The sequence below is a fragment of the Legionella tucsonensis genome (genome assembly GCF_001468035.1).
Taxonomy (GTDB): domain Bacteria; phylum Pseudomonadota; class Gammaproteobacteria; order Legionellales; family Legionellaceae; genus Legionella; species Legionella tucsonensis.
Window position 1 is genome coordinate 1331971 of sequence record NZ_LNZA01000001.1, and the last position, 22871, is coordinate 1354841.

A 22871-nucleotide genomic window follows, 5' to 3' on the forward strand; every position below is an offset into this window, starting at 1 on the left:
ATAAAAAAATGAAAAAAAATGCCAACACCACCTTAACCTTTCATTACACAGGCGTTAATAAAGCAGCCCAAAAAATAAATGGAGACATTGAGGCCAGAAGTCTTGCTTTAGCCAAAGTAGAGTTGCGCAGACAAGGAGTTATCGTTAATAAAATTGCTAAAAAACGTGCTCCTCTTTTCAGTTTAAAAAATAGAAAAATAAAGTCTGGAGATATTACAGTATTTAGTCGTCAATTAGCGACAATGATTGAATCAGGGATACCTTTAGTGCAATCCTTTGATATCGTTGCAAAGGGACAATCCAATAAACGGTTTAAAGAATTAATTGAAAATATTAAAGGCGATGTTGAAACTGGATTAACGCTTGCTGAGGCACTGAAGAAATATCCTGCCTTTTTTAACGAATTATTCTGCAATTTGGTGGACGCTGGCGAAAAATCAGGCTCTCTTGACATCATGTTGGATAAAGTCGCTACTTATAAAGAAAAAATAGAAACGATAAAAAAGAAAATTAGAAAAGCTTTAACTTATCCTTTGGCTGTATTGGTTGTTGCATTTATTGTCACGACTGGCTTACTTATTTTCGTTGTCCCTCAATTTGAGGCTTTATTTAAGGGTTTTGGCGCAGACTTGCCCGCTCTGACCCAAGCAGTTGTGAGCATGTCTAAATTTTTTCAATCCTATTGGTACTTAATTTTTGGAGCCTTGGCTGGCGGTATTTATGCGTTTATTTATGCACTAAAACACTCTCCTCAATTTGCGCAAAATGTAGATAGAACTTTGTTAAAACTACCTGTAATAGGTCCTATTGTTGAGAAAGCTGCGATCGCTCGTTTTTCAAGAACGCTATCAATTACTTTTGCTGCTGGCTTACCTCTGGTTGAAGCACTTAAATCTGTAGCAGGTGCGACAGGAAACATTATTTTCGCTAAAGCAACTGACACAATTAGGGAAGAAGTATCTACAGGTCAACAAATGAATAAGGCTATGGAGAATACCCAATTATTTCCCAACATGGTGATTCAGATGGTTTCCATTGGTGAGGAATCAGGTGCATTAGAGAAAATGTTAAGCAAAGTTGCTGATTTTTATGAAGAAGATGTTGATAGTGCGGTCGACTCTCTCAGTAGTTTATTAGAACCTATTATTATGACTGTTTTAGGTGTCTTGGTAGGCGGACTTGTAATTGCAATGTACCTGCCTATCTTTAAACTGGGATCTGCAATATAAATACTTAAATTTTCAGCAGGATCATTCAATGATATACAACCTCATCACGAATCATATTTGGTTTATGTATACTACAATCGCTCTATTCTCGCTTGCAGTGGGCAGTTTGCTTAACGTTATTATTTACCGCTTACCCATTATGTTGGAAAGAGAATGGAATCAGCAATACAATGATTTGATTGGAATCAAGAAAGATGATCAAAAGCTGATTAATTTATTTTTTCCAAGATCATTTTGCCCGTCGTGTAAAGCAACAGTTAAGGCCTGGCAAAATATTCCAATTTTAAGTTATGTGTTTTTACGTGGACGCTGTTACCAATGCAAAGCTTCGATTTCTATTCGCTATCCTTTAATTGAATTAGTCACAATGCTCCTATCTCTATATGCGGCTTGGCATTTCGGTTTCACGATACAATTGATGTTTGCGTTGATTGCAATTTGGATTTTAATTTGCTTAATTTTCATTGACTTAGACCATCAGATTTTACCTGACAGCCTCACGTTAAGTTTATTATGGATAGGACTTATTGCGAATACAGAAAATCTGTTTACTCCCTTACCTCAAGCAGTGCTAAGTGCTGCAGGGGCTTATATGGGATTATGGATGTTTATTAAAATATTTTATTTATTCACGGGTAAAATTGGTATGGGCCATGGAGATTTTAAATTATTTGCTGCATTTGGCGCATGGTTTGGTTGGATATTTTTACCGTTAATTCTACTTCTTTCATCAATTAGTGGTACAATTATTGGCTTATTGTATTTACGTTTGCACGATAAATCCAAGGATACCGCAATTCCCTTCGGCCCTTTTTTATGCATAAGCGGACTAATTTCTTTATTTTGGGGCCATAGTATAGTGAATTGGTACTTACATTTTTGGATGTAAAATGAATAACAGGACTCATGAATGCCCTATCAAGTTATTTTATTTGATCTCGATGATACGCTAATCGATTTTGCTTATTCCCAACGAATGGGTTTAAAAAATATTTATGAAAAATTTTACGCCACAATTGAATATACTGTCTTTGAGCAGGTTTATAAAAAAATTAACACCCGCCTATGGAATCAAGTTGGAGTCAGAGAAAATACACTCATGCCAAGCGAAGTGAGATTACTGCGATTTATCCAATTAAATCAAAAGATTTCTTGCGCTGCATCTGCGGAAGAGGTTGCAAATGAGTACGATAGCAGTCTTTGCATCCATGCTCATTGGTTACCAAATGTGAAAACTGCCATTGAGTTTTTACACCGAAAAGGACATATTTTAGGTATTATTACTAATGGTTTTGTCGAAGTTCAGGGGAGAAAACAGCGGCAGCTTCAATTAAATGATTGGTTTGATTGTTATATTGTTTCTGATGATGTGGGTATAGCAAAGCCCAATATCGAAATTTTTAATATCGCTTTACAGGAAATTACGAAAAGGCGCAAACAATCTATTGAGAAGGACTCGATGTTGATGGTAGGTGACTCCATTATTAGTGACGGTTATGGAGCAAGAGATTTTGGGATCGATTACTGCTTTGTTAATACTCAATCATTAAATAGCGAATCCTCAGAAACTCCTATTAAATACACCATCAGCTCTGTTGCCCACTTGCCTGCTTGCATAGGTTATGAGGCTGAATACATCAATTTTTTAAAATCATACGAGCGTGAAGAGGTTAAGTAATTACTTGTAATTAAAAATTGAATAAATATTGATATCAAAATTTACGATCGAAAGATAATTAGAAGAAAATATAAAAATTACGCTAACTTGGTTCACACTCGAGCGAAAGGATTGGATATGGATATTAATATAACAGTATTTGCTGCTCCAATGTTTTTAATTTTAATAGGAGTTGAATGGGTAATTGCATATTATAAAAAATCAAATGTGTACCAACTCAATGATTCCATTAATAATCTTAGTACTGGCATCTTCGAAGAAATTGCCACACTGCCTGTAAGAGGCCTAATAATTTTCAGTTATTATTATTTATATGAACGCTTTTCTTTTTTTGATATTAATCCGCATCATCTTATTTCTTGGTTTATGCTTTGGCTAAGTATTGATTTTTGCTATTATTGGTATCATCGAGCAAGCCATCGTTGCAATTTCTTTTGGATAGGACACTCCGTCCACCATCAAAGTGAGTCATATAATTTATCTGTCGCATTAAGACAGGGCTATTGGCAAACCTTAACATCCTGGATTTTTTATTTACCCCTAGCCTTAATTGGTTTTCCTACTTGGATGTTTGTCATAGTGTCCTCTTTAAATACAATTTATCAATTTTGGATCCATACCCAATCGATTAACAAAATGGGATGGTTTGAAATACTATTTAATACCCCTTCTCATCATAGAGTTCATCATGGCAAAAATCCTCAATACATCGATAAAAACTATGCAGGAAGTTTAATTATTTGGGATAAATTTTTTGGAACTTTCGAACCAGAAACAGCCCCTGCTGAATACGGAGTAACCGAGCCTTTAGATTCATGGAATCCCTATTATGCCAATATTAAAGTCATCAAAGATATATTGTATTATGGAAAAGGGCTAAAAAATAAGCTGGATATCATCCGGGCTTTTTTTATGCCCCCAGAATGGATAATTCATCATTTACAAGAGAATCAAAAACTCTCAAAAAGAGTTGTTAACCCTAAAAACATCACATCTCCCAAATTATATATGCTAGTAAATATAGCACTTTCAATCGCCTTATATGCCTTTTTATCGTTTACATTTACATTGAACTCACTAAGCTCCTGGCTCACTGGAGCGTTTATTTTATTTACTCTTTATATACTTGGATCGACCGCTAATGGCAAACAAAAAATCTTAACTCTTGAGTTGATACGCTCTACTCTAGCCTTATTAATTCTTATTCTATTAAGAAGTAATTTATTTTTTTCTTTAGCTTTGACGCTATTATTTTTAGTGGCTAATCTTTACTTGTTTCATTATAAATTTCTCAAAAATCAACCGCATATCTCCTCTATATCAGCCTAAGTAAAGACTAGTTCGATTGAATCAACCCGGGTTCGGTTTTTATATACTATACTAAAAAAACAGATAATAAATTATTTAACTTTTCGTTTTCCCTGCGGTCAACTCGTAGTTCGACGTAGTGAATATGAAGTGCTTTTCTGTTTAGCAAAAACTAATACAACTATTATTTTGGGAGACCTTTATGAGAGTTGGCGAATACTGTAACCGGAATGTAGTTGTTATCAATGGTAATGAATCAGTAAAAAATGCAGCAGAACTCATGCGCGCTTATCATGTTGGCGACTTGATTTTACTTGAGGAACAAGAAAACAAAAAGGTACCTATAGGTATTATTACCGATCGTGATTTGGTTATTGAAGTCATGGCAGCAGGAGTTAAACCTGACTCATTATTAGTCCGAGATATTCTCACAGAACCTTTTACCTATATTTTTGAAAATGACAGTCTTTTTGATGCACTTGAAATGATGCATTCAAAAAAAATTCGTCGCTTGCCAGTTGTTGATAATGACAAGGCTCTCATAGGCATAATTACTCTAGATGATTTTATTGAAATTCTGGCTGAAACAATGGTCAACGTAGTTGATGTAGTTAAGCTTCAACAAAAAAAAGAAGCAAGACAAAGAACATAGCTTTAAAACGATATTGATGTATATGATATAAGGAGCAAACAATGAACAATTCAGCACATTTTCCTATACAAATAGTATTTAATAATCTAAGACACTCTCAAGCTATTGAGGATAATGCACGCAAACATGCTGAAAAACTAGGGAAGTATTTTGATGGAATTATAAATTGTAATGTAAGCATTGAAACACATCGGCATCATAATAAAGGAAAAATTTTCCATGTACGAATTGATCTTATGGTTCCCAATGCTGAGTTGGTAGTAAATCGAGATCTTGCAGAAAATCATGCTCATGAAGACGTTTATGTTGCAATAAGAGATAAATTTCTTGCTATGACACGAAAACTTAAAAAATACGTTCATAAACAACGGGGTGAAGTAAAACATCACGAACAACCTCCTGAGGGATTTATTCGCGAAATCGCCCCTATTGCTGATTATGGTTTTATTGAAACCATTGACGGTAGAAGACTTCGTTTTACCAGTAAGAGTGTCATCGATTATGATTTTAATAAATTAGAGGTTGGAAAAAGAGTTTCTTTTGTTGAAGCAAAAAGTAATGATGGTCCAGCAGCCAGTACTGTGTATGTAGAATAAATAACGTTTGATGAAAAAGACATATAGTCTTTTTCATCAGTATCATATCTTATAAATTTTCAGTTCATCTTATCTAAATTTTAAATAATATTTGAGTTTTTCATATTATTCTTACTCTTCATTCAGTATTTTTTATCTGCATGGGACTCGTTTCTTACAAGCTCATAATGGTAAAATACTTACATTTTTAAACTAAGTTTTAAATTGAATTTATGGAAAAAGAAATTGCAGCTGTCTATGTCATCAAGCCAGAGTTTCTTTCACTTCTTTCTGAGGAATTGGATAATGTTTCCTATGCTACAGAGGATTTACTTTTTTCTTCTCATAAAAATCTGGATGTCTGTTTTGCACAAGATATTTGGTTGGATCCCCAAATAGTAACATTTCGATCCATCTCGGAAGCAATAAAAATTTTACGCCAAGCAGGGAAATTCTGGTACTTACATCCTATTTCTCATATAAGACGTTCACGATTAATCGAAGAGCAATTGCGTAAGCTTCCTTCCCTCCTATGTCATTTTCCTCTTGAGTCTGAAATTCCATCAATAGGTACTTTTAGTCTGCTCGATAATAATACATTGATTTATAGCGTGAAACGTCAAAAAAAATGGCCTCAAGGAAAATGCTATTTTATTGAAGATAAAATAAATCCGCCCAATAGAGCCTACTTAAAACTTTGGGAAGCACTTACTCTTTTGGGGAAATATCCCAAACCAGGTGATAAGGCACTGGATTTAGGTGCTTCACCAGGAGGATGGACTTATGTCATGCACTCATTAGGAGCATTAGTAACTGCTGTGGATAAAGCGTTATTAGATCCTAAAATTGAGCAATTACCGCGCGTTAAGTTCTTACAAAAAAGTGCTTTTGCTCTAGATCCGACTCAATTGGAACAAAGCTATGATTGGGTTTTATCTGATGTAGCATGCTATCCTGAGCGTGCTTTCACACTCATTATGAAATGGATAGAGTCTGGAAAGGCAAAACAAATGATTTTTACTATAAAATTACAAGGTAAAATTGAGTTGTCTACACTAAAGCGATTTCAAAAAATACCTAACTCTTTTCTTACCAACATGTTTTATAACAAACATGAAGTAACATTTTTTTATCCTTTCGTGAAGTAAGGCTGGAGCAGAGATACTTTTCTTAACTGATTTTGATTTCTCTGCACCCAAAGTTATTTATACACCATAAACAACAGTTTTTTTTGATTCTTGAATTTCTAAAACCTCAGCAACTTTTTCCAAATCTTTACCTGGATCAATATAGAGGAAATGAGGATGGTCATATACCTTGATCGTATTTAAAAAGGAAATAACATGATCTTCTTCACCTATTGCAAGTTTTTTCAATGCATACTTAAGTGTATCGAGATGTTCTGTACATTTTGAAGACATTGATGGAGCAAATAAAATTTTTTCACTCTCAGACCACTTATCATCACTAATAATCGCAGTTTCTGGAATTAACTTTTGAAGCTGCGACAAGATGTAATATAAATGAGAATAATTTGTGTGCGATACCAGCACAAATTTTATATCCTCAACCTGATCATCTAATAATTCTTTAAACTTAGCTACTCGCTCTAAGGATGCTTTATCCAAAGTACACATAGAATTAAAAATCTTACTAAACTCACTAAATGTCATACTCACTTGAAAATGTTCATTGAATTTATCACAAAATTGCTTGAGTGTTATTTCTCCTACTCTTAAAGGTGCCAAATTATCAGCCATCCACTTCCAAACAATCTCGCCTGTAACATCTTCTTTTTTCTGTGTTTTAAACCAATCCTGAAACCCTGACTTTAATACATCCAGCTTTGAAGAAATAAATTGCCCTAAAGAAAATACTGCAACAATCATAATTACTCCGATAATTTTTAAAACAAAAATGATTTATCACAATTGCAAAATAAAAACAATAAAATTTTATTGTTAAGACATATTGACACCAATATAAACAGCACATTGTTCTTGCCCTATATACACTTCAAAATCTGTCTCATATGTTCTGGAGATATTAGATTGTGTATCAAAAAAATGCCAAATTGTTTGCCAGGTCTCGATGATTGATTTGGGCATTGGACCTGTATTTTTAAACATAAGATAATTCCCTTTTTTTATACTGACACTATAACCATAACTTATTGTTTTCGAATCATTAACCTCTAGCCCGGCAGTCACCGTATAAAGACCTTTATCATCTGATTCATAATCAGAATAAACCCCATAAATCAGCGAATTAAGCTTTTGAGTGACTATTTGTGAAGTATGCAATCTGTCCCAAAGCGCAGGTAATTTTGCTGTTTGAGGATTAAATTCATTGATATTTGAGGTTCTTTCCCTCAATCCCACTACGTTAAATGCTTCAACTTTAATAAGTTCTGGTGTAATTTGTCTCATAGTTCTGTGTCAACTCATAAAAAATACAAGTCTAATCCAGCTGAGTGACAGTTTTTGTCAGTAGAAAGAAATCAGCGTATGCTAATTTCTTCAATGAGTTTTACTGTCTCCGATGAAAGCTCAAATGAGTCCAACTCTAAATCTTCTTTCATATGCTGCTGATTGCTTGTACCCGTCAGAGGCACTATCCCAATTTGCAAGGCAAATCGAAAAATAATTTGTGGTATCGATTTCTTATAGTGCTTAGCAAGCTCATGCATTTGATTAGTGAGTAAATAAGATTGATTTGCTGTCAATAAAGAAAATCCCTGATAAAGCATGTCGTGCTTTTTACAAAATAATCGAATTGAGGAGTCCCATTGACTGTTTGCAAAGCATCGATTTTGCACCAGTGTAGGTTTGATAACAGCCGCATTATAAAGAGTTTCCAGTTGTTCCAGATCCACATTGGAAACACCAAGCAACTTGATTTTCCCTTCATAATACAAATCTTCCATAGCGTTCCAAATATCTAAATCATCTTGTACAAGTCCAGAATAATAAGTGGGTCCATGAAGAATATAAGAATCAATATAATCTGTTTGTAAGTGATCTAAGGAACTTAAAAACGATTCTCTCACCTGATTTTTATAAGAATCTGTTTCATCGTAAGGTTTGTTGTGATCTTGACTATGAGCAGGAGTAAATTTTGTTTGCAAAAATAAATCACCACGACTTTTCCCAGTATTTTTTAAGAATTGCTGGATCCCCTGCCCAACACCCTCTTCAAAGTAATGTTTCAGTTGATTTGCAGTATCAATTCCGATAAATCCATTTTCCAATGCCTGAAGAGTTAACGTTTGGGTTTTCTCTTTTTTCCAGGCAGTACCATATATAAAAGATGGAACGCTAACGTGATTCAGGTTATGTTTAAATGCTTCAAGCATGATATTTGTCGTTAAATGTATGATTATAAGAATAGTTTTATAGTATTCTTTAAGGAATAAATCAATTAGTACTAACCTTCTAGCGACTAATATTAGTAAAAACAAGGGGTAATTATGAATGTTACGTTAATTGGTCTAGGCAAAATGGGTTCAGTTTTAGCTCAACGATTATTAGCCGCCGATTTTAATTTAACTGTATTTAATCGTACAGCCGAAAAAATGATACCCTTGGTAAAAGCAGGTGCGAAAGGAGCAGAAACCATTGAAGAGGCTGTAAAAGATGCAAAAATTATTATTACTTGTCTTCTTGATGATCATGCAGTTCTAGAAACCGCTAAAAGTTTTATTCCTATGCTACATTCCAAGGCTATTCACGTGGGCACATCAACTATATTGCCTGAAACATCAAAAAAATTAAGTGATTTGCATAAAAAGCAAGGCAGTATCTACCTTGCTGCAAATGTTTTAGGTGTCCCTAAAGTGGCTGCACGAGGCGAGCTCACTACACTTGTTGCAGGTCAGAAAGAAATAATTGAACAATGTAAAGCAGTATTTGCTGCATACTCCATCAAAGTAATTTCAGTAGGTTCGCAACCTTATCAGGCGAATGTCATTAAAATATGCATGAATTATTTTCTTGTCACGGCAATAGAAGCGATGGGGGAGCTCTATGCATTTGCTGAAAAAAGTGAGGTTGATACATCTATTCTTAATACCTTATTTCATTCTGTATTTGCTCATCCCGCATTTCAACTTTATGTCGATAAAATTAAAGAGCGTGACTTTAATGATGTGAATTTTGATATGAAAGGAGGATTGAAAGACTTAAATTTATTTCAACAGGCTTTTGCACAGACAGGAGTTGTTCCTGGGATAGCCAACATCATCAAAGATAAATTTATTATCGCCTTAGCTCATCATATGGAAAACAAGGATTGGAGTGGGATCACTGAAATAACACGTTTACAATCGAATATTTAATAAGCCAGCTCCTTTGACCATTATTGAGCACCCTATGGTTCTAAATTTATGGCTCCTGAGGCTACAATAGGCCTCCACTTAAGCGGACTTGTTTATAGTCAGCGTCTTCCATTTCTTTAAAAGAGTTTGGCGACGCTCAGGATAATTTGTTTCTGTGAGATTTAATTCAATAATACGATCAGTTCGGAAGTGTCGAAAATCCTTCCTTAGCTCGCACCATGCAATAAGAATACGGACCTGGTCAAAAAATCCCAGTGCCAATGGCCAAATTACACGTTGTGAAAAGTTTTCATTCACATCTTGATAGGTCAACTGAAGTTTCTTCTCCAATCGTATCGCTTTTCTAATCAAAATTAAATCAGAATCTTTGCTTTCAGCGATATGTCCAGGAGCAATGAGAAGCCCAGAAATTTCTAATTGTTCACGTAACTCATTTGGAAGCACAGCTGCAATTTTAGCCAGGGCATTTTGCGCTGCAAATTGAAGTTGCGTGTCCGTCCGATCCGCAACCCAACGTGAGCCAAGAACAATAGCTTCAATTTCATCAGCAGTAAACATGAGCGGAGGAAGAGTAAATCCTGGGCGTAACACATAACCCATCCCTGCTTCTCCTTCAATTGGAGCGCCCTGTCCTTTCAGCATCGAAATATCTCGATACAAAGTACGAAGACTTATCCCTAACTCTTGCGCAAGTGATACTCCCCTTACTGGAAAACGATGACGTCTTAATAGCTGAATTAAGTCCAATAAGCGTTCTGTTCGTGACATTTATAAAAACCACTCTTATGATTGAAACATTAAAACAATCGTTCATTGCGCCCAAGGAATTTGCATGCTTAGCTAGATACTTCTTCGGCAACAGGTAATTTGAGTCAATTCAAAATAATCATCCTAAATACTCAATTAATAATCTCTTAATATTTTAGTGATACAATATATACCCATTATGTTCAGTTTAAAACCTTTATATAGAGGTAAGTAATGGGCAAAACTGTTATTCCCCAAGATATACGTCAAAATGAAATAAATTACATTTGTACAGTATTAAATCATCAATCAATTCGCACGACTCAAGACCTCAGAATTAATTTTTACCAAATTATTGAACAAATCCGTAAAAACCAACAAATATTTAAAGAAAATTATACTACTGAAGAGTGTTTTGAAATACTCAAAAAAGCAATTAAAGCCTACAATAATGTGTATGCTTATAAAATTAATCTAAAAGAAGAGCATAGAGTTGCACTGGCTGCTGCTTTAAAGAAAGAAGATAAAGTTGAATCAACTCCTCCTTTTCCTGAAGATGATTTGTCAAAAGTGACAAAGGGTTATGATCGACTTGAAATAGCTCTAGAGAAAGAAAAGCAAATCAATAAAAGTATTTTACGCGTATTGAAAGATAAAGACTTTGCTGTAGTTCCACAAATAATCATTGGGTCAGGTGATACTGGGACTACCCTTTGGCTTGAGAAATTCAAAAAGTACCATGGAGCAACTCAAGAGCAATTAGAAAAAAAACAACTTCCTTCTGTTTTAATGATTGGCTCTGATGCAGGCAATTGGAAACATGATTACACATTGGCGCAACCTCATAGTATCCTTGAGCAAACAACAGCCAAAGAAAATCCATCTATTTATTTATCTACAGATTATTACTTAAAAAATCCTCATGCTAATGGTCGACATGTCTATCAGGCAAATCAAGTGAATCTCGGTTTTACCGAAGCACCATTATTACGTGCGTCCGTAGTGAGGATTGAAAAAAGAAGTAATCATTTAGGAGATTGGAAAGATCTAAAACAAGAATATCGCTTAATTGTGAAAACACCTGAGGGAATAAAAAGTATCTATACTAATGAACTGAATATTTGCACAGGCCTTGGTCCTGCACGAAACATCATTTCAGGATCATTAATCCCTCGTCATCAATTTGAGTCCTTAAGCCGCGTTGATCCAACAAAAGGGTTTCCGCCTATAGTAGATGGTAATCAATTTATTTTAACGGATACAGAGGAACTCAATAAGGAACCAAGAAAAGTTGTGATCTATGGGGGTGGCGGAACAGCTGCTGCATGCTATAGAAAGGGTTTTTTTGGTCATGATGTGCACACTGAAACGATGGAATTCGATAAAAAAAACCAAAAAAACTCTGTTGTCTGGATAGCAAGGCAATTTGAAAAAGCAGGTACTGGTAAACTCGCTACTACAGCATTAACTACGGCAAAAACACGTAACGAGTTAATACAGGCTGAGATAATCAAAATTGAACCCCAAATCAGTGGGAAATTATTATTATCTTTTAAAACGGAAGATTCAGGAAAGACTACAAAAAAATTTGACATCGAATGTGACCAATTAATTTATTCTGTTGGACAAGATGACAGTCTTATGAGAAGTATTTGCAAAGAAGTAGAGGGTGATCTGTCGCTTGTTTACGATAAAAATGACATGCTCCTTAATGTATGCTCTGCAGATAAAAAAGTAATTTTCTTTGGAGCAGCAGCAATGGCGGTTCGGGAAAAAGAATATATGGATGCGACATGGAAATGGCTCCGGTCAGAGAATATCGGGGGTGATGTAGGTCCTGGATCAATGCCTCCATCCAGAGCGCAAATCAAGTGTTATAATTTTTGGAGTGGTCAAAATCCAATCAGCATCAATGCGAATATAGACAATCAGTACTTGATTATCAAATACCTAGAAAACGCAGGAGTTGAAAAATCAATAGCCGAGCAATTTGTAAAAGACTTATTGCAAGCAAGAAAATCAAGTACCTGCGGTGCATCATACTTATTAATTTTAGATCTTTTGAAGAAACATAAGCTGGATCAAATCATGGAGATCAAAGGACATGGGCACCTCGCATTAAAAACTACTAGTGAACCTGCTCTTCCTTTATCTAAACCCAAGCAACCACTCTTATCCTGGCTTGGTCCACAAAGAAAAACGGATGATGCGAATGTCTTTGTTTCATCCTCTGTGGAAGATATAAGACTTATAAATACTATGGAAAATCAAGAACACAGTGTACAATTGTTTGCGTGATAAAAGTATAAGAACTCTCTTATGGAAAAAAATATTAGTAACTCAACTTGGAATCGAGCATGAAATTAGTTAAGTTTCTTGAGTTAACTGCTCAAGAAAAAATCCAGCAGTTTAAGATTTTGAGCTTAAAAAACCGATTTGACTCTGATTATCTGAATAGACTAATTAAAAACTTAGATCCGGAATTGTTATTCAGGCTCGCGATGGTGAACCCAGAAATCGATAAGGTATGTAAATCACCTGAATTAGAAGCTTATTGGGAAAACATTTGGCGTCTTTGTGGTATTAATCCCAAAGAAGCTGCGGCATTAAATCAAGAGTCAGTGCATGAATATCAACCCATGATCACTACGCCCTCGTGCTTTGATTTACTAAAAGGACTCTATCTTTATGAGGTTTTCAGGAAAACTTTTAAGGATATGGAACACACAGAAGAATATTATAAAGATGCAGAAGAATATTTGGCAGTTTCAGGTGTATATGGATGCTTTTTTGCTTTGAACGCTTTATGCCAAGGTGGATTTGCTTTATTAGAGCATAAATTTGATGAAAAAATTGTAGAAAAGATCGTTTTTTATGCCAAAATCGCTGCAAGTTACTATTTATCAGCCGGTCATTTATTATTAGCAAATGTTTATCAAGAATTACTTAAATATCAAAATCAAACCAACTTGGTTGGTCTGAATTTACGTCTCCAATCATTTCAAGCAATGAATGTTGCAAAAAAATTAGAGCCCTACTCTGCTCCTATGCTTAATAACGCGTACCAAGGCAAAACATTATTCGAAGCAAGTAATGGACAAATAATTAGTTTTTCACAAGCCTTAGTGAGATTACAACAACATTTGCAATTATCTCCAAAGGAGGTAGAAATTGCTACAAATGATGCAGTAACTGAAGTAGCTGCTATTAAAAAAACACATAACCTTGAAAGTGAATCCCATGTTGGGTTTATTAGGGCAGATCATTCTTCCGGTATCATAAAATCATTGTAATATTGAAAGATGCTAGTAATTATGCAATTTCGTTTTGGCAATAAAGACTGCTGTACGCCTAAAACAATATTCGTTTTAAAAAACCGCTAACTTTTCTCTGTTTTCCTTATTGTACAAATGCTATTGTACAAATCTATAAACTTTAGGACTGGTTTAAGAGCAGGAGATTAGTACGATATTAAGGGAAAACGAAATGATAAAAAGTATTCATGAGTTACAGATTAAAAAACATCATCTTATTACTCTATTGTTCCTCATTTCACTTTTACACTCGTTTTCTGTGTTTGCAGCACATAAAGTCATCAATTTAGAAATTGCTTATAAAACAGTCTACTTCGCTAATAGGCCAGCTAAAGCGATTGCTGTAAATAATCAAATTCCTGCGCCTACCCTACATTTTAAAGAAGGCGATAAAGTAACGATTAATGTTTACAACCATCTCGATAAAGGAACAGCCCTACATTGGCATGGTGTATTGGTTCCATGGCAAATGGATGGTGTGGAAGGAGTCTCTCAAACTGAAATTCCTCCGGGTGGTGTTTTTCACTATCAATTTACTTTAAAGCAATCCGGTACTTATTGGTACCATGCCCACGCCGGCTTACAAGAGCAACAAGGTTTGTATGGCGCTTTTTTGATTGATCCCAAGAAACCATCTTCTTATGCTTACACTAAAGATTATGTGATTGTTTTATCAGATTGGATTAATACCAAACCTGAGCAAGTTTTATCTAATCTTAAAAAAGACGGGGATTTTTATGCTCCTCGCTTTCCACTACAACCATCACTAATAAAATTTATTTATGATTATCAAAAGGCATCTAAAAAAGAACGACAAAGCCTTCTTGATGATTATAAAAGCATGCAACAAATGCGTATGAGCATTTATGATATAAGTGATGTTGCTTTCGACGCTTTTTTAATGAATGGCCATCCCAACACGACTCCTTGGACCGCACCAGTTAAAGTGGGTGATGTTGTTCGCTTGCGATTTATTGATGCAGGAAGTAGTACGATTTTCCGAGTTAAAATACCTGGATCGATGATGAAGGTAGTAGAAGCTGATGGAAACGATGTAAAACCCTATTGCCTTAAAGAATTAACCATTTCACCTGCTGAGACTTATGATGTATTAGTAAAAATAGAAAAAAATGAACCTTATATTATTTATACAGGCTCAAAAGATACGGTAGGAACTGTATATGGTGCTTTAAAAACAGCACCAAATCAAATCGTTGACTACAGCCAAGTAAAACCGTTCCCAGAGCCCATTCCTGTCACCAGAGAAATGATGAACATTATGATGGGTGGCATGTATCATGGCACCTTACCCATGAATAAACCAAAAAAAAACAAATCAAAGTCTTCAATGAAACAAATGCACTCCATGAAAATGGACCATAATATGCGGATAGATCATTCCAAGAATATGAAAATGAATCATAACATGCATATGGATCATTCCATGAACATGAAAATGCCCACTGAGCCCACTCGATTTAAAGATACGATATCTCCTTCTGATGCATCCTATATGACCTCACTGGAAACAAATTATCGTGATTTAACTGCCGCTGTTCCAACCAATGATCCTAACAAACCAATAGAAGGAGTAATTAATTTGGAATTATTTGGTTACATGGGACAATTTATTTGGTTTATTAATGGAGTTCCTGGTTATAAGGCTAAACCAATTCCCTTAAAACCTGGTAAACGCTATCGTTTTGTATTTACGAATACATCCATGATGCATCACCCAATGCATATTCATGGTCATTGGTTTATTTTACGTACCGGAAAGGATGCCTTTGATCCTTTGAAACATACGCTTGATATCCCACCGGGTGGTACAGTAACTGCTGATGTAGATACCGATGCAAGCGGTCAATGGTTTTTCCATTGCCATATGCTTTATCATATGATGACTGGTATGAACCGAGTCTTTCAATACACAACCATAGTTGAAATCGCTGAACATAAAGCCAAACCGGCAGACATTGAGAAAAATACTGATTATTATAATCGCCCGATTATACGTATCGATGAAGCAATCAGACCGATTAATTTGCATTTAGTAAAGCATCCCATGGCTCATGGTGGAGACTTTTGGTTTGCAACTCTTGTGGATGTAGGCGCCGATCCTTTGCATAATGCACAACAGCTTACTTACAAGGGCATGTATGGTCCTGACTATAATAAATTGCAATTATTTATCAATGACGCTGAAATTTATAAAAGTACAGTTAAAAATGCTGATATTGATATATTTTACTGGCATTTAATCAGTCAATTTTGGGCAGTTAAAGGAGGAGTGAACTATTTTAATCAACCTGCCACACGACCTTATTGGCAAGCTGGTCTTGGTCTGGAAGGGCTAATGCCATTTTTCATTGACACGGATATAAGAACTTATTTTTATGGCGGCAGCGTTAAATTTGATATTGAACTATCGCGAGATACCCAAATTACCAATAATTTCTTGATCAGGACGGGTATCCGCAGCATTTTAGCAACCAAAACGTTGGTCAACGCTCAAATTGGTAGTGGCTTGAATCAAATGCGTTATACTGTAAGACCCTATTATCGTTTTATACCCGGTATCAATTTATTTGTTGAATATGAAAATGAACATGATTACGGTGCATTTAAAACCATTGAAGATACAAGTACTTCTCCAGATATCTCCAATACGGTTTCTTTAGGAGCATCCTTCCTCTTTTAAATATCTGTCTGTTAGTTACAAGTTAAGAATCTTAGAGAAAAGTCAGATTTCAGTTCAGGTTGGGTGAAAATGGCTTTTTGGTGAATTGTGTAGAAGATTGAGAGCAGCTAAACTACGTTTAAAAAATTGGAACGATGGATGTCTACATTGAAAAATACACAAGGAATACTCATTGAAACAACAAATAAATTATTTGATGTTTTAAGTAAGCTAATCCTGTTGATTATTATCATATGTACTTTTGTTCCCTTCTCACCCAAAATGCCAGCTCCGGGGATTGACCCTTCATGGGCACTGGGTTTAAATCAAGCAGTTGCTCAAGGGTTAGCTTTTGGCAAAGAGATAATATTTACTCTAGGCCCTTATTCATCTCTTTATACAAAAACCTATCACCCAGCGACTGATTTTTTGATGATTACCGGATGTCTTTACTTAGCTCTATCCTACTGGATTTATCTCCTTTTTTTAATGAAATCAAGTCGATGGTACTGGACTCTAATTTATTGCGTGCCTTTTTTAGGTATGATATATGCTCGAGATTCTCTATTTTTTTCTTACCCCTTACTTGCAGGATTGGTCAGCTTTAAGATCCTCCTTTTAAAGAATAAAATTGAAAATCCTCATCTTCTGGTTTTTACCTTTTTTCTATTTGCTCCATTTGGCTTAATGGCATTAATCAAGGGCTCAATGCTAATTATTTGCCTTCTTATGCTTATTATTTGCTTTACTTTTTTTCTTGCTCACAATAAAAAAAAACTGGCTTTGATTTTCCTGGTCGCTCCCTCAGTTTCAATCGTTATATTTTGGCTTGCAGCAGGACAACCTTTATCCTCTTTACCTAAGTATCTCACAAGCTCCCTCTTTATCGCATCAGGATTTACTGAAGCCATGTCTTCCGATGGAAATATAAACGAGATCATTTTCTATTTACTTACTTGTTTATTAATTTTCTTAGCCATTACATGGCATAAACAAATACCACGAAGTACAAAAATATTCTTACTGAGCATGTATTTTGTTTTTTTATTTGTTTCTTTTAAAACGGGTTTTACGCGTCATTTGGGGCATGCATTTATACCAGGAACATCTCTCTTGCTCGCAGCGCTGTTTTTACTCTTTATTTTCAATTCATGGATCAGTTATTTACTTATTTTAGTATCATTAAACAGCTGGTATTATATTAATAGTCAGTATACTCACATATCAATTCGCGATAACTTCACTTCTACTTATTCCACTGCATGGCATGGTTTAAAAAGCAGAATACAAGATCCTTACTGGCTCGAAAAGAATTTTACTTTCACGATGCACTTCTTACGCGAGCAAGCCGGATTCCCCATTTTACAGGGAACTACTGATATTTACTCATACAATCAAACCTACTTAATATCTTCACAAAATATTTGGTCACCGCGTCCAATCTTTCAGAGCTACTCGGTTTTCAATCGAGGTTTAGCTGAAGACAATAAAGAACACCTTCAAGGAAAACATAAACCCGATAATATCATTTTTAAGATTGAACCCATTGATCAACGAATACCTTCAATGGAGGATGGTGCAAGCTGGCCCTTGTTACTAACTACTTATCTGCCCACTCATTCAACTAATAATTTTTTATTTCTCCGTAAAAAGACACATCCTCATCACACAAACCTCACTTTGTTAAAAAGAGAGTCCCATGTTCTTGGTGAGCAAGTTGATATACCAGAAAAACAGTTGCTGTTTGCAGAAATTGAATTAAAACCAACAGTATTGGGCACTTTGACAGCCATTCTCTTTAAACCACAACAATTGCAAATCACTTTGAAACTAGGAAATGGCGCTACAAAACACTATCGTCTTGTTGCAAATATGGCAAAATCAGCTTTTCTCCTTTCACCTCTTATTGAAAATACTGGTGAATTCTCATTGCTTTATAAGAAAAATAATAAATTAGAGACAAAAAAAGTAAAATCTGTGGTTATTACCACGAGTCAGAGAAACAATTGGCATTGGAATAATACTTATACCATCAATTTTAAACATATTCCTGCTCATTAGAGGAAATATTTTCAAGAAAAATAGACCTCTCTCATGAGAGGGGTTAGGATTTACTCGGTTTCATGTTGAATCAAAGTGTCCAAAACTTGTTTATTTGTGCAAAAAATACCCTCCATCAAGCCAGCCTTGTAAACCGGTTTCCAATGAGGAAACATTGGTGTAGCCCATTTTTTGCAAATTGTCTGCAGCCAGTGCACTCCGAAAACCGCCACTACAATATACAATCACTTGGGTATTCAAATCGGGAATCCTTTTTTCAATATCTCGCTCAATGACCCCCTTGCTTAGATGGATTGCCGTTGAGATACAACCCGTTTCCCATTCATTATGCTCACGTACATCAACAAGCTGCATGGGTTCATGACGGTCAATTTTTTCTTTCAATTTTTGAGGTGTTATTTCTCTAATACTTTTTTTAGCCTCTGTTACCAATGCTAAAAATCCCTTTGAATGGTGTTTCATTTGCTCCTCCTATTTATTTTTCGTAATTTATAACAATTTTCATCTGTGCTTACTAATATTTCATTCAGGTTTTGCATTAAGTGTTATAATTTTTATCTCTTTCAGTGATTCCCATTACATCTTTTTTTCATCATTTTACACATTGACCTCATCACTAGTTTTTGGATTTATGCAAAAACCAAACTCGAGCGATATAATTTATACATATTGAATCCAATCTGAACTTCAATGATAGGAGTTTTCATCATGGCATACAAAAAATTATCAATACCCTTTTTTGCCCTTGGTCAAAATGTAGTAAGACATTCACAGTTTGCAAAAAAAAACATTAGCGCTCGTGAATGCATTCGAGGGTGGAGCTCCTTCTTCAGTTATCAAAATACCAAACATATCTAAAACTTTTAAGTCTATTGAAAAGATGTTAACTGTTAAAGAAGATCAATTTCCAAAAATTGCGGCATCCATAGAGAGTGGAAGTAAGGGGCGGTATATTTACAGGGGTATGAGCATGAAGGAACTAAGGCACATACTATCCCATAAAGAATTCATATGCCCAGCTGGTCTTAAAAAGCAACACCATTATAATATTGCGGAGCATGTTGTCATTAATAATAACTCTAAATTTATTTCTTTTACTCCATCATTAGCACTTGGCGTTAGATATGCGAGCACAGGCACCGTAATACCTACCTCAGGAGCAATATTGGAAACTAATCTACCGCCATTCTTTATCAATTCCAAAGAAATACTAGCAACTCATCCTGAGCTGTATCAACGTTATCAAAAACGTCAAGAAAGGGACAAAGGTCTAAACGACGCCGTCGCTTTCATGGGAACAGATGGTGTCGTGGAAACAACACTTGGAAACTCAGAGATCACTATGATTAATAAACTTGGCAAAATATATGTTGGATTAGGGATGCATGATATAAGGGCAGCTCATATATTAACTGTTCCTGGAAAAATGTTACATTGGATAAGCATAAAAACTCCCGTACATGAAACATGCATTGAAAATCCAGAATTCAAGCCTAGAGTTTGTTCAGTTAAAGTTGGCTTTACTGAAAATGATAATTTTCTAGAAGAAGAATTTGAATTAGTGAATCAAAGAAATCGTGAGATGGAACTTATTCCGCCTGATGCCAGAGTGATTACCATGCATGAAGCAAAATATATAGCGCAATCGGGCTTATTGGATTTGCTCAACGACATGTTTGATATTGATGAGACACATATATTTTCACATGTTCCAAGTAGTATCCCAATTAATGATAAAGAGGCTCTCATGGAGCATATGGTTAAAACCATCCAATCCTTGTCGAATGTGACAAAAAGAGAATCTAGGGTAGAAGAGATTACTGATGAACCATCTCAAAGCCCTAAAACCCAGTGAGGTTTAAGATAAATACTCGATTGTTATAAGAAATATGGGAGTGATTCTTGCTCAGATAATATTAAATCGCTTCCTCAAATACAACGCAAAACTTCCTTATTTTTAAAGTTAATCAAATAAAATCAATATGTTATCTGTTGAGGTTTTTGCTAATAATATTCATGGGAATACCAGGTTAGTCATTTGCGGGTTCGTTTAAACCAACTTTTTAACTCAGGCCAAAAAGCAATTGCACTAAGAATAAGGGTAAACAAAATAACCGCAATTACCATTTGAACGACAGGAAATTTCAGCTCCTCCCGGCCAATAAACCAACTTGCAATTGATCCTGATATCACAAAAAGCAATCTTAAAAGCCACTGAACCATACATAACGCTCCAAATAAATCACATCAATGTATGCTTAAAAATATTATTTATTTTATTATTCATCTTAATAATCCACAAACCTGCAAGAACTACCAGAATAACTTCGCCAAGTTGTAATTTTCATTATTTTTTCTTCGTGTGTATGCTAAAGGCCATAACACATGATGCTTTACGAGATAATTCATCACTGTCTCGGCTGTTAAGATAAATGGAACATGAGCTCCTAAAGCCATATCCCGCAATCGTGCCTCATATTGATTTTGAGGTACGATTATAGGTTTATTTTATATGCTCGATTTTTATATCTCGAGAGTTACCTTTAGCTTCTGCTTTTTTAGGTAGAGCAATCCAAAGCATTCCCTTCTTAAAAGTAGCTTTAGCCTTATCAATATCTACTGTTGAAGGTAATGAGAGCGAACGTTCATATTTACCAAAACCAATTTCTCGAGAAATATATTTTTTATTCTCATTTTTTTTAGAAGTTGATTTTTCACCTGTAATAGTAAGTATATTACCGCTAAAAGACACACTAATGTCTTTTCCATCGATTCCAGGCATTTCCATTTGAATGGTAAAATGATCCTTATCCTCAACAACATCCATTGATGGCATAAGATTCAGACCCTCAAATTGTGACAAATCCTTACTTGACGAAAACATATCATAAAAATTCTGAAATGCCTTATCAACTTCTTCTTGAAGGCTCAAAAAAGGATTATGGGAGTGTTCAATTCCTTTTTTCCATTTTAATAGCGTATTCATATTATTGCTCCGTCTAATGTACCTTTGATCCATTAATAAAATTTGAAAATACACCAAGTACAGTTTGATACACAAAAGTAATTTGTCAAGTCAAATAATTTCCATTATTTAGTCTACAGTTTAATCAATATTATTTTATTTATCATTCAAAATGATTTAAGGAAGAGATGATTATGATGCATGCTATGGTTATGGAAAAATCAGGAGAAAATTTATTATACAAAGAAGTAAGAAAACCTGCCCCCAAAGAGAATGAAGTCCTCATTAAAGTGCGTACTTGTGGTATTTGTCGAACGGATCTGCACGTTGTAGATGGAGAATTAAAAAATCCCAAACTACCTCTTATTCCAGGTCATCAAATTGTTGGCGTCATTGAAAAAATTGGCGCTTCAGTCACTAATTTTGTAATTGGACAGCGAATTGGAGTTCCCTGGTTAGGTGGAAGTTGTCAGAAATGCTCATTTTGTTTATCAGGGCGTGAAAACCTTTGTGATGAGGCTCATTTTACTGGTTATCAAATTGATGGCGGATTTGCGGAATATTGTGTGGCTAACCACCAATTTTGTTTTCCTATACCTGAGGGTTATTCTGATGCTCAAGCCGCACCTCTTTTCTGTGCTGGATTAATTGGATATCGCGCTTTATTGAAAACAAACAATGCTAAACATTTGGGGTTATATGGTTTTGGCGCAGCAGCACATATTCTTATTCAAGTGGCACAAAAACAAGATCAAAAAATATATGCTTTTACTAGCCCTGGAGACACACATGCACAGGAATTTGCTTATAAATTAGGCGCAACCTGGGCTGGCGATTCAGACAAGCCCGCCCCACATCTATTGGATGCCGCAATCATTTTTGCTCCCGTAGGAGCTCTTGTTCCTCTTGCACTTCGCAGCACAATCAAAGGTGGGATCGTAGTCTGTGCTGGAATCCATATGAGTGACATCCCTAGTTTTCCTTATAGTATCCTTTGGGGAGAGCGGACTCTTTGTTCTGTCGCGAACCTCACTAGAAATGACGGCGAAGAGTTTTTATCATTAGCCCCGAAAATCCCCGTTAAAACGGAGGTTCGTACTTACCCATTAACTGAAGTGAATCAGGCACTAGCAGATCTACGTCATGGGCGGTTTACTGGGGCAGCAGTGATTAGGATCTGAAATCATTCAGATCCTAATCACTGGCATCGAGTTAGTGCATTATTGTCAATAATCAGAGATTTATTATGTGATATAGATACAAGTCAAAATATCATCAAAGAAACAGCCATATTTCTTGATTTGACTCATAAGATTTGGGACCATT

Annotated in this window: 21 protein-coding genes; 14 read left to right on the plus strand and 7 right to left on the minus strand. The window is 35.3% G+C overall.

What is annotated here, in order from left to right; all coding sequences use genetic code 11:
• Positions 1-8 precede the first annotated feature (8 nt).
• From Ltuc_RS05770 to Ltuc_RS05800, 7 genes are all read left to right on the plus strand, one after another.
• Positions 9-1229 (plus strand): type II secretion system F family protein, encoded by a 1221-nt coding sequence (locus tag Ltuc_RS05770; RefSeq protein WP_058521621.1) that lies wholly within the window; start codon positions 9-11, stop codon positions 1227-1229.
• A 28-nt stretch (positions 1230-1257) separates the two neighbouring features.
• Entirely contained in the window at positions 1258-2118 is an 861-nt protein-coding gene (locus tag Ltuc_RS05775) for a prepilin peptidase (RefSeq protein WP_058520348.1), read from the plus strand.
• A 21-nt stretch (positions 2119-2139) separates the two neighbouring features.
• Positions 2140-2907, plus strand: a complete 768-nt coding sequence (locus Ltuc_RS05780) for an HAD family hydrolase (protein ID WP_058520349.1) — start codon at positions 2140-2142, stop codon at positions 2905-2907.
• A gap of 117 nt (positions 2908-3024) precedes the next feature.
• Positions 3025-4236, plus strand: a complete 1212-nt coding sequence (locus tag Ltuc_RS05785; protein WP_058520350.1) for a sterol desaturase family protein — start codon at positions 3025-3027, stop codon at positions 4234-4236.
• 181 nt (positions 4237-4417) lie between these two features.
• Positions 4418-4867: a CBS domain-containing protein gene (locus Ltuc_RS05790; RefSeq protein ID WP_058520351.1), complete on the plus strand. Its 450-nt coding sequence runs from the start codon at positions 4418-4420 to the stop codon at positions 4865-4867.
• A gap of 41 nt (positions 4868-4908) precedes the next feature.
• Positions 4909-5463 (plus strand): HPF/RaiA family ribosome-associated protein, encoded by a 555-nt coding sequence (locus Ltuc_RS05795; protein WP_058520352.1) that lies wholly within the window; start codon positions 4909-4911, stop codon positions 5461-5463.
• Positions 5464-5675: 212 nt separating this feature from the next.
• Positions 5676-6590, plus strand: a complete 915-nt coding sequence (locus tag Ltuc_RS05800) for an SAM-dependent methyltransferase (protein ID WP_058520353.1) — start codon at positions 5676-5678, stop codon at positions 6588-6590.
• Positions 6591-6647: 57 nt separating this feature from the next.
• On the opposite strand, the gene Ltuc_RS05805 is transcribed toward Ltuc_RS05800, so the two are convergent.
• The 3 genes from Ltuc_RS05805 to Ltuc_RS05815 form a co-directional block, all read right to left on the minus strand.
• A complete protein-coding gene (locus Ltuc_RS05805) occupies positions 6648-7331 on the minus strand; it encodes a hypothetical protein (protein WP_058520354.1) in 684 nt (227 codons plus the stop codon).
• A 72-nt stretch (positions 7332-7403) separates the two neighbouring features.
• A complete protein-coding gene (locus Ltuc_RS05810; RefSeq protein WP_058520355.1) occupies positions 7404-7871 on the minus strand; it encodes a GyrI-like domain-containing protein in 468 nt (155 codons plus the stop codon).
• Positions 7872-7942: 71 nt separating this feature from the next.
• A complete protein-coding gene (locus tag Ltuc_RS05815) occupies positions 7943-8797 on the minus strand; it encodes an aldo/keto reductase family protein (protein ID WP_058520356.1) in 855 nt (284 codons plus the stop codon).
• Positions 8798-8911: 114 nt separating this feature from the next.
• On the opposite strand from Ltuc_RS05815, the gene Ltuc_RS05820 reads away from it, so the two are divergent.
• A complete protein-coding gene (locus Ltuc_RS05820; RefSeq protein WP_058520357.1) occupies positions 8912-9778 on the plus strand; it encodes an NAD(P)-dependent oxidoreductase in 867 nt (288 codons plus the stop codon).
• A 78-nt stretch (positions 9779-9856) separates the two neighbouring features.
• On the opposite strand, the gene Ltuc_RS05825 is transcribed toward Ltuc_RS05820, so the two are convergent.
• Positions 9857-10546, minus strand: a complete 690-nt coding sequence (locus Ltuc_RS05825; RefSeq protein ID WP_058520358.1) for a helix-turn-helix transcriptional regulator — start codon at positions 10544-10546, stop codon at positions 9857-9859.
• A 213-nt stretch (positions 10547-10759) separates the two neighbouring features.
• Here Ltuc_RS05825 and Ltuc_RS05830 point away from each other — a divergent pair, with 213 nt between their 5' ends.
• From Ltuc_RS05830 to Ltuc_RS05845, 4 genes are all read left to right on the plus strand, one after another.
• Complete coding sequence (locus Ltuc_RS05830; RefSeq protein WP_058520359.1) at positions 10760-12823, plus strand: hypothetical protein; 2064 nt, start codon at positions 10760-10762, stop codon at positions 12821-12823.
• A gap of 59 nt (positions 12824-12882) precedes the next feature.
• Positions 12883-13818 carry a DUF5630 domain-containing protein gene (locus Ltuc_RS05835; RefSeq protein ID WP_058520360.1) on the plus strand — a complete coding sequence of 312 codons (936 nt, stop codon included), beginning with the start codon at positions 12883-12885 and terminating at the stop codon, positions 13816-13818.
• 193 nt (positions 13819-14011) lie between these two features.
• Positions 14012-16540, plus strand: a complete 2529-nt coding sequence (locus Ltuc_RS05840; protein ID WP_058520361.1) for a multicopper oxidase domain-containing protein — start codon at positions 14012-14014, stop codon at positions 16538-16540.
• Between the two features lie 138 nt (positions 16541-16678).
• Positions 16679-18580: a hypothetical protein gene (locus tag Ltuc_RS05845; RefSeq protein ID WP_058520362.1), complete on the plus strand. Its 1902-nt coding sequence runs from the start codon at positions 16679-16681 to the stop codon at positions 18578-18580.
• Positions 18581-18670: 90 nt separating this feature from the next.
• Here Ltuc_RS05845 and Ltuc_RS05850 read toward each other — a convergent pair whose 3' ends face one another.
• Positions 18671-19042, minus strand: a complete 372-nt coding sequence (locus Ltuc_RS05850; protein ID WP_058520363.1) for a rhodanese-like domain-containing protein — start codon at positions 19040-19042, stop codon at positions 18671-18673.
• 313 nt (positions 19043-19355) lie between these two features.
• On the opposite strand from Ltuc_RS05850, the gene Ltuc_RS05855 reads away from it, so the two are divergent.
• The gene (locus tag Ltuc_RS05855; RefSeq protein ID WP_058520364.1) at positions 19356-20435 is read left to right on the plus strand and encodes a hypothetical protein; all 1080 of its coding nucleotides are present in this window, start codon (positions 19356-19358) and stop codon (positions 20433-20435) included.
• Positions 20436-20614: 179 nt separating this feature from the next.
• Here Ltuc_RS05855 and Ltuc_RS05860 read toward each other — a convergent pair whose 3' ends face one another.
• Both Ltuc_RS05860 and Ltuc_RS05865 read right to left on the minus strand, forming a co-directional pair.
• Positions 20615-20803: a hypothetical protein gene (locus Ltuc_RS05860; protein WP_058520365.1), complete on the minus strand. Its 189-nt coding sequence runs from the start codon at positions 20801-20803 to the stop codon at positions 20615-20617.
• 280 nt (positions 20804-21083) lie between these two features.
• Positions 21084-21566: an Hsp20/alpha crystallin family protein gene (locus Ltuc_RS05865; protein WP_058520366.1), complete on the minus strand. Its 483-nt coding sequence runs from the start codon at positions 21564-21566 to the stop codon at positions 21084-21086.
• Between the two features lie 176 nt (positions 21567-21742).
• Here Ltuc_RS05865 and Ltuc_RS05870 point away from each other — a divergent pair, with 176 nt between their 5' ends.
• Positions 21743-22726 carry a zinc-dependent alcohol dehydrogenase family protein gene (locus Ltuc_RS05870; protein ID WP_058521622.1) on the plus strand — a complete coding sequence of 328 codons (984 nt, stop codon included), beginning with the start codon at positions 21743-21745 and terminating at the stop codon, positions 22724-22726.
• Positions 22727-22871: the final 145 nt, after the last annotated feature.

What these genes read in the sequence shown, in the direction of transcription:
- Ltuc_RS05770 (WP_058521621.1), top strand. Translation starts at nt 9, where the DNA reads ATGAAAAAAAATGCCAACACCACCTTAACCTTTCATTACACAGGCGTT.
- Ltuc_RS05775 (WP_058520348.1), top strand. Translation starts at nt 1,258, where the DNA reads ATGATATACAACCTCATCACGAATCATATTTGGTTTATGTATACTACA.
- Ltuc_RS05780 (WP_058520349.1), top strand. Translation starts at nt 2,140, where the DNA reads ATGCCCTATCAAGTTATTTTATTTGATCTCGATGATACGCTAATCGAT.
- Ltuc_RS05785 (WP_058520350.1), top strand. Translation starts at nt 3,025, where the DNA reads ATGGATATTAATATAACAGTATTTGCTGCTCCAATGTTTTTAATTTTA.
- Ltuc_RS05790 (WP_058520351.1), top strand. Translation starts at nt 4,418, where the DNA reads ATGAGAGTTGGCGAATACTGTAACCGGAATGTAGTTGTTATCAATGGT.
- Ltuc_RS05795 (WP_058520352.1), top strand. Translation starts at nt 4,909, where the DNA reads ATGAACAATTCAGCACATTTTCCTATACAAATAGTATTTAATAATCTA.
- Ltuc_RS05800 (WP_058520353.1), top strand. Translation starts at nt 5,676, where the DNA reads ATGGAAAAAGAAATTGCAGCTGTCTATGTCATCAAGCCAGAGTTTCTT.
- Ltuc_RS05805 (WP_058520354.1), bottom strand. Translation starts at nt 7,331, where the DNA reads ATGATTGTTGCAGTATTTTCTTTAGGGCAATTTATTTCTTCAAAGCTG.
- Ltuc_RS05810 (WP_058520355.1), bottom strand. Translation starts at nt 7,871, where the DNA reads ATGAGACAAATTACACCAGAACTTATTAAAGTTGAAGCATTTAACGTA.
- Ltuc_RS05815 (WP_058520356.1), bottom strand. Translation starts at nt 8,797, where the DNA reads ATGCTTGAAGCATTTAAACATAACCTGAATCACGTTAGCGTTCCATCT.
- Ltuc_RS05820 (WP_058520357.1), top strand. Translation starts at nt 8,912, where the DNA reads ATGAATGTTACGTTAATTGGTCTAGGCAAAATGGGTTCAGTTTTAGCT.
- Ltuc_RS05825 (WP_058520358.1), bottom strand. Translation starts at nt 10,546, where the DNA reads ATGTCACGAACAGAACGCTTATTGGACTTAATTCAGCTATTAAGACGT.
- Ltuc_RS05830 (WP_058520359.1), top strand. Translation starts at nt 10,760, where the DNA reads ATGGGCAAAACTGTTATTCCCCAAGATATACGTCAAAATGAAATAAAT.
- Ltuc_RS05835 (WP_058520360.1), top strand. Translation starts at nt 12,883, where the DNA reads ATGAAATTAGTTAAGTTTCTTGAGTTAACTGCTCAAGAAAAAATCCAG.
- Ltuc_RS05840 (WP_058520361.1), top strand. Translation starts at nt 14,012, where the DNA reads ATGATAAAAAGTATTCATGAGTTACAGATTAAAAAACATCATCTTATT.
- Ltuc_RS05845 (WP_058520362.1), top strand. Translation starts at nt 16,679, where the DNA reads ATGTCTACATTGAAAAATACACAAGGAATACTCATTGAAACAACAAAT.
- Ltuc_RS05850 (WP_058520363.1), bottom strand. Translation starts at nt 19,042, where the DNA reads ATGAAACACCATTCAAAGGGATTTTTAGCATTGGTAACAGAGGCTAAA.
- Ltuc_RS05860 (WP_058520365.1), bottom strand. Translation starts at nt 20,803, where the DNA reads ATGGTTCAGTGGCTTTTAAGATTGCTTTTTGTGATATCAGGATCAATT.
- Ltuc_RS05865 (WP_058520366.1), bottom strand. Translation starts at nt 21,566, where the DNA reads ATGAATACGCTATTAAAATGGAAAAAAGGAATTGAACACTCCCATAAT.
- Ltuc_RS05870 (WP_058521622.1), top strand. Translation starts at nt 21,743, where the DNA reads ATGCATGCTATGGTTATGGAAAAATCAGGAGAAAATTTATTATACAAA.